Origin of the sequence: Geobacter argillaceus, assembly GCF_007830735.1 — a bacterium.
In the GTDB taxonomy this organism is placed as follows: domain Bacteria; phylum Desulfobacterota; class Desulfuromonadia; order Geobacterales; family DSM-12255; genus Geomobilibacter; species Geomobilibacter argillaceus.
Genome location: NZ_VLLN01000004.1, coordinates 220,978 through 236,414 on the forward strand (window position 1 = coordinate 220,978; position 15,437 = coordinate 236,414).

Sequence of the window (15,437 nt, forward strand, 5' to 3'; positions counted from 1 at the left end):
ATCATTCGGCACACGGCAGGGTGACAATAAAGGTGGTGCCCCTGCCGGGTCCGGCGCTTTCCGCATGGACGCTCCCACCGTGCTCCTGGGCTACCGACTTGACGATGTACAGGCCGAGCCCAGAGCCGCGGATGTTTTCGCCATGCTCCCGGACCCGGTAGAACATCCGGAAAACCTTGCGCAGTTCGGCAGCGGAGAGTCCCTTTCCCCGGTCGCTGACGATCAGCTGACAGGCGCGGCCGGACTTTTTCAGGGTAACCGTGATCTCCGGTGCGGCAGGGCTGTAGAGCATGGCGTTTTCCAGCAGGTTGCGCAGGGCGGTTTCCACTCCCTCGCTGTCGAAGGGGGCCTTAATTCCCGGTTCTATATCCATGGTCAGGCAGCCCCCCTCCGGGAGGAGCTTGCGTTTCTGTTCCAGTGAGCGGGTCACGAACGCGCTCAGATCCTGTACCGGGAAGCTCTGCTTGCCGCGGCGCTGTTCGAGCTTGGCAGCTATCAGGATATTGTTGATCAGGTTGTTGAGGCGTTCCGTGTCGGAGAGCATGGTCTCCAGGAACCGTTCGAGCTTGTCGGGCGATGGCTTCCTGAGGCGAATGGTTTCCAGGTGGAGCTGGATGGAGGCGAGGGGGGATTTGAGTTCATGGGTCACCTGGGTGATGAAGGCCCGTTGTCGCTGGTAGAGGCTTGACTGGCGTTTCCAGAAGAGGAATATGGCGTAGAAGCCCGCCAGGACCACCAGAAGCAGGATAAGCCCCTCCACCAGCGACACCCAGTCGAAGCCGGGGGGCACCATCTCCGGTCGGTAGCGCTCCAAAAGCCTGCGCAGTTCGCGATGGCGCCCGACCATCCAGGAGATCCAGAGGATGACCAGCAGGACCCAGACCAACTGCATTGCCACCATGGTGACGACCGGTGTGAAGTATCGTTTGAGCCTCGTCATGCCGAAGATGTATCATGGGCTCAGGCTCTTGGCAAGGTGTGATATGGGGCGTATTCCCCCGCATGCGGTAGCTCGGTTTTACAATTCTATTACACACGTATCTTGCCGCTTCTGATACTGTTTTGTAAAACGTCAGGAGGGAGTCTAGTGCTCAAACCGTTACGGATCGGCAAGCATATCGCGAAGTACCCACTAATCCAGGGTGGGATGGGAGTGAGGATTTCCGGAGGTTCGCTCGCCGGCCATGTGGCCCGTTGCGGCGGCGTCGGCCTGGTGGCCGCTGCCGGCATCGCCCTCAACAGCTCCTACTTTCGTGGCAGCAACTACCTGCAGGCCGAGCCCGAGGCGTTCAAGGCCGAACTGCGCAAGGCCTACGAGATCGCCCCTGACGGTGTGATCGGGGTCAACGTGATGGTTGCCCTGGCCGATTTCGAGACCCTGGTGAAGGCTGCCATTGACGGCGGCGCCAAGGTCATCGTTTGCGGCGCCGGCCTTCCCCTGACCCTTCCCGGCCTGACGTCCCATGCGCCGGATGTGGCCCTGGTGCCCATCGTTTCCTCCCTGCGGGCTGCCCAGCTGATCATCAAGAAATGGGAAAAGGGATACAACCGCCTCCCGGATGCCATTGTGGTGGAAGACCCGGATACGGCGGGCGGCCATCTGGGAGAGAAGATCGAACAGATCGGCACCGGCGACTACGACCAGTACGGTACGATCCGCGCCATCAAGGCGTTCATTGCCGCCGAGTTCGGCCGGGAGATTCCGGTGATCGCCGCCGGCGGCATCTGGGACCGTGCAGATGTCATGCATGCCCTGGCCGAAGGAGCCGACGGGGTACAGATGGCGAGCCGCTTCGTGCCGACCGTGGAGTGCGATGCCGACGATGCCTTCAAACAGGCCTATCTGGAGTGCCGAAAAGAGGATATCGGCCTGATTATGAGTCCGGCAGGTCTTCCGGGGCGGGCGATCATCGGCAACCAGGAGGCGATTGTCGGCTATGACCAGGACAACGCCACCCTGTGTGCCAATGCCTGTCTGAAAAAATGTTCCTACAAGGAGAGCGGCGAGCGGTTCTGCATTGTATCCGCCCTGGACCGTGCCCAGCGGGGCGACGTGGAGACCGGTCTCGTTTTCTGTGGCACCAATGCCTGGAAGGCCGAGCGGATCACCACGGTTCAGCACGTCTTTGACGAGCTGTTCGGCGAAATGGCCGCAGAAGAGGCCGCCTGAGCGGTTGCCGCTGCCGGCGCCGGCCGGGCCGGTTCGTAACGCAAAGCCGTCCACCCCACAGGTGGGCGGCTTTTTTGTTGCGTACGAGTCGTTGTTGTGTTAAATCAAGAAAAGTTGATATATGTTAGCCGGGGAAGTTGATATTCATGCTCGAACTGTTCAAGGCCCTGGCCGATCCCTGCCGCCTGCGTCTCGTGGCGGTGCTGTTGCGCGGTGAATTTACGGTGCAGGAGTTGACCCGCATCATGGGAATGGGGCAGTCGCGCATTTCGCGCCATCTCAAGATCCTGACCGAGGCCGGTGTCCTGACCGTCAAGCGTCAGGGGACCTGGAGCTACTACCGGGCAGGAGAGGGGAACTCCTTCTTCGGCGCCATCCGCCCTGCCTTCGAGCGTGAGGTCGAGTCGCTGCCAGGGCGGGCCGCTGACCTTTCTGCCGTGGCCCGGATTCTGGAAGCGCGGCGCCGGCGCAGCCAGGAGTTTTTTGATCGGCATGCCCGCCAGTGGGACGACTTGGCCCGGGTGCTCCTGCCGGTGCCGGACTACCAGGGGAGACTGCTGGAGCTGATTCCCGCAGGGGAGATAGTGCTGGAGATCGGTGTCGGTACCGGCGGCCTGCTGGCAGCATTGGCCGGACGGGCGAGGAGCGTGATCGGGGTGGACCATTCACCGGCCATGCTGGAGGAGGCACGGCGTCGACTGGCTGCTGATGGCGTTGGGGGCATCGAACTCCGCCTGGGAGAGATGACCCATCTGCCGTTGCCCGATGCCTCCGTGGCGTGCGTGGTGGCGAACATGGTGCTGCACCACGCGGCAGACCCTGCTGCGGTGCTGACCGAGATCCGGCGGGTGCTGGCATCCGGCGGATTGCTGGTTGTTGCCGACCTGGCCCGGCACGAGCGGGAGGCGGCACGGGAGCAGTTGGCCGACCAGTGGCTGGGGTTCGAGGAACAGGAATTGACGGAGTGGCTGGCGGAGGCCGGGTTCTCGGCCGTCAGCTGCGAGCGTCCGGAGGCGGCTGACGGCCAGGAGGCCGTGTTGCTTGTGAGGGCCCTTGCCGGAACCGAAGAAAACAAGCGGATGCAGTGAGTGTCTACGAAATCTCTGCACAAGAACACCAACACAAAAGGAGCGTAACCATGTCACAAGATTACATCATCGCAGACCTCAAACTGGCCGATTGGGGCCGCAAGGAGATCCGGATCGCCGAGACCGAGATGCCGGGGCTGATGGCCATCCGCGAGGAGTTTGCCGCAGCGCAGCCGCTCAAGGGTGCACGCATCACCGGCTCGCTGCACATGACCATCCAGACCGCCGTGCTGATCGAGACCCTGACCGCCCTGGGCGCGGAAGTCCGCTGGGCCTCGTGCAACATCTTTTCCACCCAGGACCATGCCGCCGCTGCCATTGCCGCTTCCGGGGTGCCGGTCTTCGCCGTCAAGGGGGAGAGCCTGGAGGAGTACTGGGACTACACCCATAGGATCTTCGAGTGGACCGACGGCGGTTTTTCCAACATGATCCTGGACGACGGCGGCGACGCCACCCTGCTGCTCCACCTCGGTACCAGGGCGGAAAAGGACCGTTCGGTGCTGAACAACCCCGGCTCCGAGGAGGAGACCATCCTCTTTGCCGCCATCAGGGCCAAGCTGGAGAAGGACCCCACCTGGTACTCCACCCGTATCGCCCAGATCAAAGGGGTGACCGAGGAGACCACCACCGGCGTCCACCGTCTCTACCAGATGCATGAGCGTGGCGAGCTCCGTTTCCCGGCCATCAACGTCAACGACTCGGTGACCAAGTCCAAGTTCGACAACCTGTACGGCTGCCGCGAGTCACTGGTGGACGGCATCAAGCGGGCCACCGACGTGATGGTGGCCGGCAAGGTTGCCCTGGTCTGCGGTTACGGCGATGTGGGCAAGGGGTCGGCCCAGGCGCTGCGGGCGCTTTCCGCCCAGGTCTGGGTGACCGAGGTCGATCCGATCTGCGCCCTGCAGGCCGCCATGGAAGGGTACCGCGTGGTGACCATGGAGTATGCCGCCGACAAGGCCGACATCTTCGTTACCTGCACCGGCAACTACCACGTCATCACCCACGAGCATATGCTGAAGATGAAGGACCAGGCGATCGTCTGCAACATCGGCCACTTTGACAACGAGATCGAGGTTGCCGCCCTGGAGAAGTACGAGTGGGAGGAGATCAAGCCCCAGGTGGACCACGTGATCATGCCGAGCGGCAACCGGATCATCCTCCTGGCCAAGGGGCGGTTGGTGAACCTGGGGTGCGCCACCGGCCACCCGAGCTATGTCATGTCGTCCTCCTTTGCCAACCAGACCATCGCCCAGATCGAAATCTTCACCAATCCCGGCAGGTATCCGGTCGGTGTCTACACCCTGCCCAAGCATCTGGACGAGAAGGTCGCACGGCTGCAGCTGAAGAAGCTCAATGCCCAGCTGACCACCCTGACCAAGGAGCAGGCGGACTACATCGGAGTAAAGGTGGAGGGGCCGTACAAGGCGGAGCATTACCGGTACTGAGAGCCGGTTAGCAATGTTAAGCGAGTAAGGGCCGGAATTCATATTCCGGCCCTTTTCTTGTCTGTGTGCCGGACCAGGTGCAGATTAGTTATCGCTGCTCAGCACGAAATTCAGATCGTCCCAGTCGATGTTGATCTCCGGTTTGGCCGGAATGTCCGATTTAGGATCATGTCCGGCCATGCCGATGGCCATGATCAACAGATCCGACTGCCCGGGGGTGAGCAGTCGCGGGCCCCACTGGAGGAACAGTACCCGGTTGTCCGGGCTGTCCAGGGGGATATGCCGGGATTCGTCGGATATCTTTCCTTCCTTGTTTGAAACGTAGACCAGTTGGGGCCGTATCATGCCGATCCACTCAATGAAATTGGCCATGCGCGAGAAGCGCTCCTTTTTTTCGTTGATAGCCCGGTTGCCGTAATCATACATCCCGACAAAGGAGTTGTTTTGCGGATCGATCAATGATTCGTAGAAAAAAAGCCGATTTTTTGTCCACCCGACATTACCGATTGATGTGCCGTAATCCCCTACCCATGGTTCATCGCCGTAGACATAAAAATAGCCCGCCGGCTGTTGTCCCACGTTGGTGATCCTGATGGCCAGCACAAGGTAGGGTTCTCCTGCCCGGTAGAGGGCGTAACGGTCGATCCTGAACGGTACCTTGTCCACAACTGCCTTATGTCGGCTGTGGATGATCAGTTCTTGGCTGGTGGCGAATGGGACCCGGCTCCCCAGGAACTCCCAGTCGGAGGGGTAGACCAGTTTATCCGGCGAGTCGGCACCGGCAATTCCTTCATTGGCATTGCACCAGAGGTGGAACCATTTCCGGCTGTCGAAGTACGCCATGCCGGTTTCGTTCATCTGGACGGTTTCGTGGGCGTAGCGGGAGTAGGGGAGGCCGCCACCGACAAAGAGCCCCTGGGGTGACTTGCCGTTGGAGTCGACGAAGCGGCCGAAACAGATGATGAACTGGCTACCGTCAGTGCCCTGGCTCTGAATAAAGCCTCTGCCCTGACGGTCATTCCACCGGTACGTCAGGTGGGCATGGGCCTCGTTGTCCTGCTCCGGAGATCCGGTGCGGAGCAGATTCAGGAAGGGCTCGTACTCGATCCTGGCAATCAGCCGTTCGTATTCCCCGAGGAATATCTCATCCTTCACCTCAAATACCGCCCGACCGGTTCCCTTGAGCAGATAGATGCCGTCGAAAACACCTTCGATGGAAAAACGGACCAGGGCGGCGATGAGTACCAGCGGGAGAAGGATGAAGGAGATAAAGAGCCGTAGCCAGTAACGGAGGAAGAACTGCCAGGTAAGATACAACGGTTTCCTGATGACTTTTTGTGGGTCCATGGAGGTTATGCCCGTGTGTGTAGTACATCCTATCGGAATGTGTGCGCAGCGCCCTTGAAGCTGTAAACGGCACAGGGCTGAACGTCAGGCGCAAAGAACATGCGTCATCTGCGATAGTTGTAGTAAGGTTTGCCGATTGAGTCTGGTCAGGTTTTCGATGGGTTGATGTTCCCCGGAGGCTTGTCGCGGTTGTTTCAGGCCTTCCTGAGTGTGAAGAAGAAAGTCGTTTCTTTGCCGGGAATACTTTCAACACGGACGGTGCCGCCATGGAGTTGCACGATATGCTTGACAATGGCGAGGCCGAGACCGGTCCCGCCCTCCTGACGGCTGCGGGCGGAGTCCACCCGATAGAAGCGTTCGAAAAGGCGGGGGAGATCCTGTGGAGGGATTCCCTGGCCAGTATCCCGTACGGCTATCTCGACTTCATCGCCTGTTTCCCTGGCAAGGAGGTCGATCGTTCCGCCTGACGGGGTGTATTTCACGGCATTATCCAGGAGATTGACCAGGACCTGCTCCAGACGACCGACATCGGCGAGTACCTTAAGCCCCGACAGCCTGCCCGGGTTGATCGTGATCTCCTTCTCAGCTGCCTTCTGCTCCAAGAGCATCCGGGCGGTTGCAACCACCTCCGGCAGTGCCACCGGGTGGAGTGTCAGGGTGTAGCCGGCCGATTCCAACTCCGAGAGGGTGAGGAGGTCGCCGATCAGGTTTGCCAGCCGGTCGGCATGGGTATGGATGACGGCCAGAAAGCGTTCCACGGTTTCGGGAGCAGTCCCGATCGCGCTTTTCCGGAGGGTTTCGGTATACCCCTTGATGACGGTGACCGGGGTCCGGAGTTCGTGGGAGACGTTGGCCACGAAGTCTTTGCGTATGCGCTCCAGCCTTTTCAGGGCACTGATGTCGTGGAAGACCGCGACAACGCCGTGTAAGGCGCCCTGCCCCGGAAGCGGCACCCAGTGCGTCAGAATGTTTTTTTCCTCTTCGCCGGCAAGGGTGATTTCGTGCCACTGTTCCGCACGATCGGTCACCACGGTCCGAAATGTTTCTTGCAGGGCCGGATGGCGGGTGATCTGCATGAGCGGCGCCCCTGCAACGTCGGCCGGTAGGGAGAACAGGGTGCGGAAGGCCGGATTGACCAGCGTGACCGTTCCTTCGGCATCGATAACCAGGAGCCCTTCCCCCATGCCGCGCAGGATGGCGTCCAGCTGGTTCTTTTCGGCCGAGAGCCGCTGCATCTGGGTTTCCAGGCGTCCTGCCATCTCGTTCATTACCCGCGCCAGTTCTCCCAGTTCGTCATCGCTCTTCACCGGCAGGGGGTGTCGGAAATCGCCGGTCCCGAAGCGGACGGCGCTGGCCGCCATGGCCCGGAGGGTGCGGGAGGTCACGTTGGAGAGGAGATAGCTGAGGATCAGTGAGAGGAGCGTTGCAATGAGCAGGGCGATCCCCAGGCTGGCATGCAGGCTGGCAGTGGTCTTTGCCACGGCGGAAAGTGGCAGGGCCAGCCGGATGATCCCCTTGTCGCCGGTACTGCAGGTAAAGGGGAACGCCACGTAGAGCATGTCGGTGCGCAGGGTGGCCGAGTAGCGGATTGCCTCACCCGCGCCGCTTTGCAGCGCTGCCAGCACCTCGGGACGGGTGCGGTGGTTTTCCAGTCCGACGAGTTCCTCCCGCTTCAGTTCGGAATCGCCGACAACCGTGCCATCATCGGTCATGATGGTGACCCGGGCCCGGATGGTGCGGCCGAGATCGCTGGTGACCCGCGGGGCGTCCTCCCTGAGGGAGCGAACCTCCCTGGTGGCCATGAGAGCGGCCAGGCGTGCCTCGCTCTGAAGGTTTTCCCTGATGCTGCCAACCATATACCGTTCAAGGGTCTGGTTCAGGTAGACAAACAGTGCCCCGCCCATCACCAGGATGATGAGCAGGTACGATCCCATCAGTTTGCTGCGGATGGTGAGTCTCATGGTTGTCCGTACTCCGGCGTGGGACCGTTCATGCCTCCTCCATTTTGTAGCCGAATCCCCTGACGGTCTTGATCATGTCGCCCACCGGCCCCAGTTTGGTGCGGAGCCTGGTGACATGGGTGTCCACGGTGCGGGTATCCCCCACGTAGGCGTATCCCCAGACATCCTTCAACAGCGTATCCCGGCTTTGCAACCGGCCGCGTCGCTCGGCCAGGATATGCAGAAGTTTGAATTCCGTGGTGGTCAGAATTACCGGCTCGTTTGCCACGGTCACCTGGTGCCGGTCGGTGTCGATGGCCAGGTCGCCGATCCTGACCACCGTTTCTCCGGATACCGGCGCTCCGGTACGCCGCAGGAGCGCCCTGACTCGCAGGAGCAGCTCCCGCACGGAAAACGGTTTGACCACATAGTCATCGGCCCCGACCTCGAAACCGACCACCCGGTCGATCTCCTCTCCCCTGGCGGTGAGCATGATGACCGGCACGTCGGCCGTGCTTGTCTTGTTCTTGAGCCTCTTGCAGACCTCGGTCCCCAGGATGGTCGGAAGCATCAGGTCGAGGATGATCAGGTCCGGCGGAGCTTCGAGGGCGCTTTCCAGCCCCTCCCTGCCATCATGGCAGACCGTGACGGCGTATCCCTCGCCCTGGAGATTGAAGGCAACCAGTGAGGCCAGGTCCTGTTCGTCTTCGATTATCAGTATTCTTTGCATAGGGATGATCCTCTGCCAGCATGTTGAAAAGTAATAGCTATTTCCGTGGCCAGAACCGCCGCTCCATTTCGTTGAGAAGCGGTCCCAGGCTCTCCCGGTCGTTGGCTGCCACCAGGGTGGCCCCGGTCTGGCGGGCCACCTGGCGGACCTTCACGACAGCCAGGGGGAACTGCTTTTTCAGCTCCGGGAGAAGATCGGCCTTGTTGAAGACCAGGAGGCGCGGTTTGTCGGCCAGCTCCAGTTCGGCGAGGATGGCCTCCACCTGCCCGATCTGTTCGGCAAAGCGGGGGTTGGCGCAGTCCACCAGGTGAAGCAGGAGGTCTGCGTCCCGCAGTTCCTCCAGGGTGGCCTTGAAGGCGCCCAGCAGGGACTTGGGGAGGGAGCGTATGAACCCGACCGTGTCGGTGATGATCACTTCCCGCTCCCTCGGGAAGCGGAGCCGCCGGGTAGAGGTGTCCAGGGTGGCAAAGAGGAGGTTTTCGGTGAAGACGTCACTTGCGGTCAGGGCGTTGAGGAGTGTGGATTTCCCGGCATTGGTGTAGCCAACGATGGAAACGATGGGGATGCCGGCCCTGATCCGTCGCTGGCGGCGCTGATAGCGGCCGCGGGAGAGCTCCCGCAGGTCCTTCTCCAGGCGGGCGATCCGATCGCGGATGCGTCGCCGGTCCATTTCCAGCTTGGTCTCGCCGGGGCCGCGGCCGCCGATGCCTCCCATGAGGCGGGACATCTGCACCCCGCGTCCCACCAGCCGCGGCAGGAGGTACTTGAGCTGGGCCAGTTCCACCTGGACCTTGCCGTCCTGGGTGGTGGCCCGGCGGGCGAAGATGTCCAGGATCAGCTGGCTCCGGTCGATGACCTTCAGCTCGGTCATCTCCGAAATGGAGCGGACCTGGGCCGGGGTGAGCTCCTGATCGAAGATGAGCATGGTTGCCCCGAGCTGCAGTGCCCGGATCACCACGTCCCGCATCTTTCCCTCGCCCATGAGGTAGCGTGGGGAGAACTGGCGGGGGTGCTGGATGACCGTGTCCAGGACCGCCACATTGGCGGTGCGGGCCAGCTCCTTCAACTCCTCGATGGAATCGATCGCCTCTTCGTGGGTCTGTCGGGTGACGGAGATCAGGATTCCCCGCTCCTCGCTGGCGGCGATCTCCCTGCTGGCGGAGGTCCCGGTGGACAGCTCCTTTTCCAGATTTTCCAGGAATTCGCGGATGTTCAGGTTGAAACGGGCAAGGGGGGTGATCTGTTCCACCCGGTACGGGTGCTGGCCGCTCCCCGGCACGATCAGGTGGGCAAGCTGGATCACCGGCGGCAGGTCCGGTGCCGGCGCACTGATGGCGGCCAGCAGGTCGAAGCGGAGCAGTGCCAGATCGGTCAGGTCGTCGTCGTTCAGCGCCTCACCCTTCAGGTGGGTATGGAGGAGTCGCAGGCCGCGCAGCAGCTTCCTGCCAAGGGGATAATCGGCGAGTTCGGGGATGAAGATGCTGCGTTCATCGCCGACGATGACATATTCCACTTCCCCCACCCGGTTTACCAGGATACCTACCTGGCGGCCGGTTTCGTGGGAGATGGCCAGGAGTGCCCGCGCCAGATCCAGGGTAACGACCTCGTCCGGCGGGATACGGCGTCGGAAGAGCCGTTCGAGGGAGCTGATCTGGCTGGGTTTGAGGCCGGTAAGGTTGCCGTGGAGCTGTTTTATGGGTTTTCTCCTCGCTCCTGAAGTTACAGCCCGATGATATTATACCCGTTGTCCACGAAATGCACCTCGCCGGTCACGCCACTGGCCAGCCGGCTGCTGAGATACACAGCTGCGTTGGCGACCTCTTCCTTGGTGATGTTGCGGCGGAGCGGGGCCTTTCCCTCGACGATGCCGGCGATCTGGTTGAACCCGCCGACGCCGGCGGCAGCCAGGGTTTTCAATGGCCCGGCGGAGATGGCATTGGCTCTGATCCCACTGGGGCCGACCGCTTCGGCCATGTAGCGGATGCTCATTTCCAGGGCCGCCTTGGCCACTCCCATTATGTTGTAATTGGGGAAAACCCGCTGGCCACCGTAGTAGGTAAGGGTCAGCATGCTCGCCTCACGCCCCTCCATGAGCGGGGCAGCTGCCTTGGCCAGGGCGATGAGCGAAAAGACGCTTACCTCCATGGCGGTCGCAAACCCTTCGCGGGTTACATTCAGGAAGGAGCCTTTCAACTCATCCTTGTTGGCAAAGGCCACCGAGTGGACGAGAATGTCCAGGCCGCCCCATTTTTCCTTCACCATCTCCATGGCCTTGGCGATCTCCTCGTCGCTGCGTACGTCGCAGGGGACGATGAGTTCGGCGCCGATACTTTCACCCAGCGGGATGACCCGTTTGGCCAGGGTTTCTCCGGCATAGAAAAGGGCTATGGACGCTCCTTCCCGCTTGAATGCCTCGGCAATTCCCCAGGCAATGCTCTTTTCGTTGGCCACGCCGACGATCAAGGCCTTTTTCCCTGCAAGCAACGACATGTGCTTCCCTCCTTGAACCGGTGACGGACTCTCACGCACTAAGGCGACGGTGTAGGTCCGTAATCGATGAATGAGAAATAATTCAAAATTATGCTACGATTGAATGCAGCATACTAACTAAAATTCCGGCGCTTGGCAACAGGCTTTGCCAAGCGTAGACAGGGGTTAGCCACTTTCATGAACGGCTTTGGCAAGGTGATTGAGGATAGCCGGCGGCTGTCAACCCTGCGGGACGTGGATGAGGTGCTGCAGGGGCTTTCCCGTCTCCTGAAGAAGACGGTCAGGAGCGGCTGGGCGGTCGTGTACCTGCTTGACCGGGAACGGCGCGACTTTGCCCCGGCCCGGAGTTGCGGCATGCCACCCCGATACCTGCCGCTGTTCAGGGATATGCCGCTGATACCGGAAAAAATTCCCCTGCTCCGGACGATTCTCCAAAAAAAGCACCATCTCCAGATCCCCAACCCCGAGAGTTCCCGTCTGCTGAGCCCGACATTCCGTCGGCTTCTCAAAAGTCTCGTCCTCCTGGCTGTGCCGATGGTGGTGCACAACCAGGTGACCGGCGCGGTCTTCGTGGCGAGGCGGCGGTCGGTTGCCTTGACCTTTACCCCGGACGAAATTGCCGTCATCAAGGACATGGTCTCACATGCGGCGCTGGTGGTGAGCCACATCGAGCTGTTCGACCAGTCCCTGGAAATGGCGCTGGATATGGCCAAGCGGATCGACGTCATCCTGACCCTGGACGAGATCAACAAGGCCATCTCCTCATCCCTGAGCCAGGAGCGGATCATCGATACTGCCATGGAGCAGATCGAACGGATCATGCAGTGTGAACTGGTGTCGGTCCTGGAAGGTGACGGCGGGCAACTGGTGGTTCTGGCCACCAGGAGTGACGTTGCTCCTGAAGGGTTGCCAGCCCTCAAGCGGGGCGCGGTGATTGGCAAGGGGAATGTTGCCGGGCAGGCGTTTACCCATGGTGAGAGCCGTTACATCCCACAACTGAGGGGGCTGAAACGGCTGTCAGCTATGGAGATGGCCCTGCGGGACGTCGGCATCGAGTCTCTCATGGCGATTCCACTCATCAGCAAGGAGCAGCCGAAGGGGGTGCTCCTTCTGGGCGACACCGCGCGGGGCCAGTTTGTCCGGGAGGATGCCTTCACCATCGAGAAGATCGCGGCCCAGATGGCGGTTGCCCTGGAGAACGCCCGGCTCTACGAGGAGATGCGGAGCCTGTTCATCAATACGGTGGCCTCGCTGGCCAATGCCATCGATGCCAAATCACCCTGGACCAAGGGGCACTCCGAGCGGGTGATGAACGTGGCGACCACCATTGCCAGGGAGATGGGGCTCACGGAGACGGAGGTGGAGCGGATACGGCTTGCCGGACTGCTTCACGACATCGGCAAGATCGGGATCATCGAGGCGCTCCTGGAGAAACCCGAGGAGTTGTCGGAGGATGAATTCCCCCCCCTGCGGCTCCATCCGGAAAAGGGGGTGGCGATCCTGGCGCCGATCCGGCAGTTGCAGGACGTCCTGCCCGGGGTGCTCCATCATCATGAGCGGTTTGACGGAAGCGGTTATCCCTATGGCCTGAGGGGTGAGTCGATCCCCCTGGCGGCGCGGATCGTGGCGGTTGCTGACTCGTTCGATGCCATGGTGTCCGATCGTCCCTACAAGAAGGGGTTGTCGGTCCAGGAAGCGATCATAGAGTTGCAACGCTGCGTAGGAAGCCAGTTCGACCGGGCGGTTGTCACGGCTTTTACCGGGTATCTCCTGCGGGTTATGCGCGGTGGCGGTATGTAGGGGCGCTGCTTGCCGCGCCCGGTTTGAAGCGAGGGCGCTGCGGAATCAGGGTGCTGTTCGAGCCGGCGCGGATTCATCGGTCGGTTCGCACGATCCAATGGGCGGGGCGTCGACCCTGCCGGCCGGCGGCGGGCTAAGCCTGGCCAGTTGCAGTTCCAGGGAAGCCAGCCGTTGCTCGATCTCCTCCAACTGCTCGACCGACCGGTCGACCTTACCTTTGATGGCGAAGATGATGAACGGCAGGATGAACCAGATTATGGCCAGGAAAAAGAAGAGAATCGACACCAGCATCATGAACCCGCCAAACATCTCCATGGTAATCACCTCGCCGGTACAACGTTGATCCACCGTAGGGGTGCGGTTACCGCACCCGGGGCGGGGAAAGCCCGCCCCTGCAATATCATCGTGTATATCCCCCCGGTCCAATCCTGTCAATCCCCCTGAAGATACGGCGATCTGGCGGAAAAATTCCTTTTGCCGCCAGATAAATGCAGGTATAGTAAGCCGGTTTGCCGACCGGCATGCTATCTGCTAAGGGACAGGCTGATGACTGGACGTGAAATGGAGATACCCGGATTGCCGGGGCGATACGTGGGGCTCATTACCGGAACATCCCGCAGGGACGGTTGGTACCGGCTTGCCCTGATCGTGATCGCCGGACTGCTGGCCTATGCCAACAGCATGACGTTTCCGTTCACCTTCGACGACATGGTCAATATCATGGGGAACCCGCAGATCAAGGACCTGGGCTCCCTGATGACGCCATCGTTGCTGAAGTCCGGCCGGGCGCTGGGAGTCTTTAGTTTCGCCCTGAACTACCGGCTGCACGGCGACTGGGTGGTCGGGTACCATCTGGTCAATCTCTTCGTCCACCTGTCGGCCGCCCTGACCCTTTATGGCCTGATCACTCTGCTCTGGCTCAGCCCGCTTGTCTCGCAGGGAATCGCACCTCCCCGGGCAGGTCATGGCCGGGGAATCGCCCTGTTTGCCGCTCTCCTGTTCGTGAGCCATCCGGTCCAGACCCAGGCGGTCACCTACATTGTCCAGCGGTTCACCTCCCTGGCTACCCTGTTCTATCTGCTTGCCGCGGTCTGCTACGTTCGGGCGAGACTGGCCCTGAACGGTGCCGGTTCCGCGCGGCGCGGTCCGTCGGTCGGATATTTCGCTCTTGCCTTCCTGGCGGCGCTCCTTTCCATGCGGACCAAGGAGATCGCCTTCACCCTGCCGCTCATGCTGATATTCCTGGAACTGCTCTGTTTCCGGGGGACGCTTCGGGCGCGCCTGTTGCCCATCTCCCTGTTCCTGATGACCATGGCGATCATCCCCCTGAGCCTGGTGGGGATACGGGGGGGGATGACAGGCCTGCTGGCGGCGGCCGACCAGGCAACGCGGGTCCAGACCATCATTTCCCGGACCGACTATCTGCTGACCCAGTTCCGGGTGGTGGCCACCTACCTGCGTCTGCTGATCTTCCCCGTGAACCAGAACCTGGATTACGAGGTTGCCTTTTCCCACACGCTTGCCGACCCGGCTGTCCTCGGTGGGCTGGCACTGCATCTTGCCCTGCTGGGATTGGCGGTCTGGTGCGTGGTCCGTTCCCGGCCTTCGGCGTCACCGGCATTCCTGCCTGCTCCGCATCTGAGGCTGGTGGCCATCGGCATCGGCTGGTTCTATATCGCGCTGCTGGTCGAATCGAGCGTTATTCCCATTATCGACCCGATCTTCGAGCACCGGGTGTACCTCCCGTCGGCCGGTGCCTTTCTTGCCATCAGTTCGGTGGTGATAGGCCTTGCCGGCCATAGGGAACGGGTTCTTTCCTCCGCCTGCCTGGCGATGACACTGCTCTGCCTGGTCTTTGCGGTGGCCACTGTCAAGCGGAACCGGGTCTGGAGCAGCGAGGCCTCGCTCTGGGAGGATGTCACCCGGAAGTCGCCCAATCTGTCCCGTCCCTGGAACAACCTGGGATATGCCTACCTGAAGCGGAAAGAGCCGGCCAGGGCACTTCCCGCCCTGATCAGGTCCATCTCCCTCGATCCGGGACATCCGGATGCCTGGAACAATGTGGGGCTGGCCCTTACCCAGCTGGGGTCGTACCTTGGCCGGTTCGACAGGACCGTGGAACTGTTCAGGGACCTGTCGGCTGTCAATGCCGATGCCCAGACGCTCTGGTTTGCCAAGGCCCACAACAACCTCGGGCTGGCCTACGACTACCTTGGCCGGCCGGTTGACGCCATCGCCAGTTTCCGCAAGTCCCTGGACATGGACCCCGATTATGCGCCGGCCCACTACAATATGGGGCTGGCCTGTCTGGCAACCGGCGATCAGGCCTGCGTCATCGAACAGTACCTGTCCCTGGTGCAGCTCCGTTCGGGATTTGCGCCGATGCTGGAAGCCAGGATGAGGCGGTAAGGCTCGGTGAGGAGTGAG

The 15,437-nt window shown here is 61.4% G+C and carries 13 protein-coding genes; 6 read left to right on the forward strand and 7 right to left on the reverse strand.

Annotated elements, in window-relative coordinates; translation table 11 throughout:
- Nucleotide 1: 1 nt before the first annotated feature.
- Nucleotides 2-940 (reverse strand): sensor histidine kinase, encoded by a 939-nt coding sequence (locus JN12_RS05140; RefSeq protein ID WP_145019155.1) that lies wholly within the window; start codon nucleotides 938-940, stop codon nucleotides 2-4.
- A gap of 147 nt (nucleotides 941-1,087) precedes the next feature.
- On the opposite strand from JN12_RS05140, the gene JN12_RS05145 reads away from it, so the two are divergent.
- The 3 genes from JN12_RS05145 (at nucleotide 1,088) to ahcY (ending at nucleotide 4,703) form a co-directional block, all read left to right on the forward strand.
- A complete protein-coding gene (locus JN12_RS05145; protein WP_145019157.1) occupies nucleotides 1,088-2,170 on the forward strand; it encodes an NAD(P)H-dependent flavin oxidoreductase in 1,083 nt (360 codons plus the stop codon).
- A gap of 146 nt (nucleotides 2,171-2,316) precedes the next feature.
- Nucleotides 2,317-3,258, forward strand: a complete 942-nt coding sequence (locus JN12_RS05150; RefSeq protein ID WP_145019160.1) for an ArsR/SmtB family transcription factor — start codon at nucleotides 2,317-2,319, stop codon at nucleotides 3,256-3,258.
- Between the two features lie 50 nt (nucleotides 3,259-3,308).
- The gene (gene ahcY, locus JN12_RS05155; RefSeq protein ID WP_145019163.1) at nucleotides 3,309-4,703 is read left to right on the forward strand and encodes an adenosylhomocysteinase; all 1,395 of its coding nucleotides are present in this window, start codon (nucleotides 3,309-3,311) and stop codon (nucleotides 4,701-4,703) included.
- Between the two features lie 84 nt (nucleotides 4,704-4,787).
- Here ahcY and JN12_RS05160 read toward each other — a convergent pair whose 3' ends face one another.
- The 4 genes from JN12_RS05160 to hflX all read right to left on the reverse strand — a co-directional run bounded on the left by JN12_RS05160 (nucleotide 4,788) and on the right by hflX (nucleotide 10,338).
- Complete coding sequence (locus JN12_RS05160; RefSeq protein ID WP_145019166.1) at nucleotides 4,788-6,050, reverse strand: hypothetical protein; 1,263 nt, start codon at nucleotides 6,048-6,050, stop codon at nucleotides 4,788-4,790.
- Between the two features lie 194 nt (nucleotides 6,051-6,244).
- Entirely contained in the window at nucleotides 6,245-8,011 is a 1,767-nt protein-coding gene (locus JN12_RS05165) for an ATP-binding protein (RefSeq protein ID WP_145019169.1), read from the reverse strand.
- Between the two features lie 28 nt (nucleotides 8,012-8,039).
- A complete protein-coding gene (locus tag JN12_RS05170; RefSeq protein WP_145019172.1) occupies nucleotides 8,040-8,720 on the reverse strand; it encodes a response regulator in 681 nt (226 codons plus the stop codon).
- 37 nt (nucleotides 8,721-8,757) lie between these two features.
- A complete protein-coding gene (gene hflX, locus JN12_RS05175; protein WP_246125757.1) occupies nucleotides 8,758-10,338 on the reverse strand; it encodes a GTPase HflX in 1,581 nt (526 codons plus the stop codon).
- Here hflX and JN12_RS20740 point away from each other — a divergent pair.
- Nucleotides 10,279-10,437, forward strand: coding sequence for a hypothetical protein (locus JN12_RS20740; protein ID WP_246125754.1), 159 nt, complete (start codon nucleotides 10,279-10,281; stop codon nucleotides 10,435-10,437). The two genes, hflX and JN12_RS20740, sit on opposite strands and share 60 nt — an antisense overlap.
- Before the next feature lie 2 nt (nucleotides 10,438-10,439).
- Here JN12_RS20740 and JN12_RS05180 read toward each other — a convergent pair whose 3' ends face one another.
- The gene (locus JN12_RS05180; protein WP_145019177.1) at nucleotides 10,440-11,210 is read right to left on the reverse strand and encodes an enoyl-ACP reductase FabI; all 771 of its coding nucleotides are present in this window, start codon (nucleotides 11,208-11,210) and stop codon (nucleotides 10,440-10,442) included.
- Between the two features lie 177 nt (nucleotides 11,211-11,387).
- Here JN12_RS05180 and JN12_RS05185 point away from each other — a divergent pair, with 177 nt between their 5' ends.
- Nucleotides 11,388-13,010, forward strand: a complete 1,623-nt coding sequence (locus JN12_RS05185; protein WP_145019180.1) for an HD domain-containing phosphohydrolase — start codon at nucleotides 11,388-11,390, stop codon at nucleotides 13,008-13,010.
- Nucleotides 13,011-13,055: 45 nt separating this feature from the next.
- Here the strand turns inward: JN12_RS05185 and JN12_RS05190 are convergent, their stop codons facing one another.
- Nucleotides 13,056-13,325, reverse strand: a complete 270-nt coding sequence (locus JN12_RS05190) for a hypothetical protein (protein ID WP_145019183.1) — start codon at nucleotides 13,323-13,325, stop codon at nucleotides 13,056-13,058.
- 231 nt (nucleotides 13,326-13,556) lie between these two features.
- Between JN12_RS05190 and JN12_RS05195 the strand changes: the two genes are divergently transcribed.
- Complete coding sequence (locus tag JN12_RS05195) at nucleotides 13,557-15,419, forward strand: tetratricopeptide repeat protein (protein ID WP_145019186.1); 1,863 nt, start codon at nucleotides 13,557-13,559, stop codon at nucleotides 15,417-15,419.
- Nucleotides 15,420-15,437 lie beyond the last annotated feature (18 nt).

What these genes read in the sequence shown, in the direction of transcription:
- JN12_RS05140 (WP_145019155.1), bottom strand. Translation starts at nt 940, where the DNA reads ATGACGAGGCTCAAACGATACTTCACACCGGTCGTCACCATGGTGGCA.
- JN12_RS05150 (WP_145019160.1), top strand. Translation starts at nt 2,317, where the DNA reads ATGCTCGAACTGTTCAAGGCCCTGGCCGATCCCTGCCGCCTGCGTCTC.
- ahcY (WP_145019163.1), top strand. Translation starts at nt 3,309, where the DNA reads ATGTCACAAGATTACATCATCGCAGACCTCAAACTGGCCGATTGGGGC.
- JN12_RS05160 (WP_145019166.1), bottom strand. Translation starts at nt 6,050, where the DNA reads ATGGACCCACAAAAAGTCATCAGGAAACCGTTGTATCTTACCTGGCAG.
- JN12_RS05165 (WP_145019169.1), bottom strand. Translation starts at nt 8,011, where the DNA reads ATGAGACTCACCATCCGCAGCAAACTGATGGGATCGTACCTGCTCATC.
- JN12_RS05170 (WP_145019172.1), bottom strand. Translation starts at nt 8,720, where the DNA reads ATGCAAAGAATACTGATAATCGAAGACGAACAGGACCTGGCCTCACTG.
- JN12_RS05180 (WP_145019177.1), bottom strand. Translation starts at nt 11,210, where the DNA reads ATGTCGTTGCTTGCAGGGAAAAAGGCCTTGATCGTCGGCGTGGCCAAC.
- JN12_RS05185 (WP_145019180.1), top strand. Translation starts at nt 11,388, where the DNA reads ATGAACGGCTTTGGCAAGGTGATTGAGGATAGCCGGCGGCTGTCAACC.
- JN12_RS05190 (WP_145019183.1), bottom strand. Translation starts at nt 13,325, where the DNA reads ATGGAGATGTTTGGCGGGTTCATGATGCTGGTGTCGATTCTCTTCTTT.
- JN12_RS05195 (WP_145019186.1), top strand. Translation starts at nt 13,557, where the DNA reads ATGACTGGACGTGAAATGGAGATACCCGGATTGCCGGGGCGATACGTG.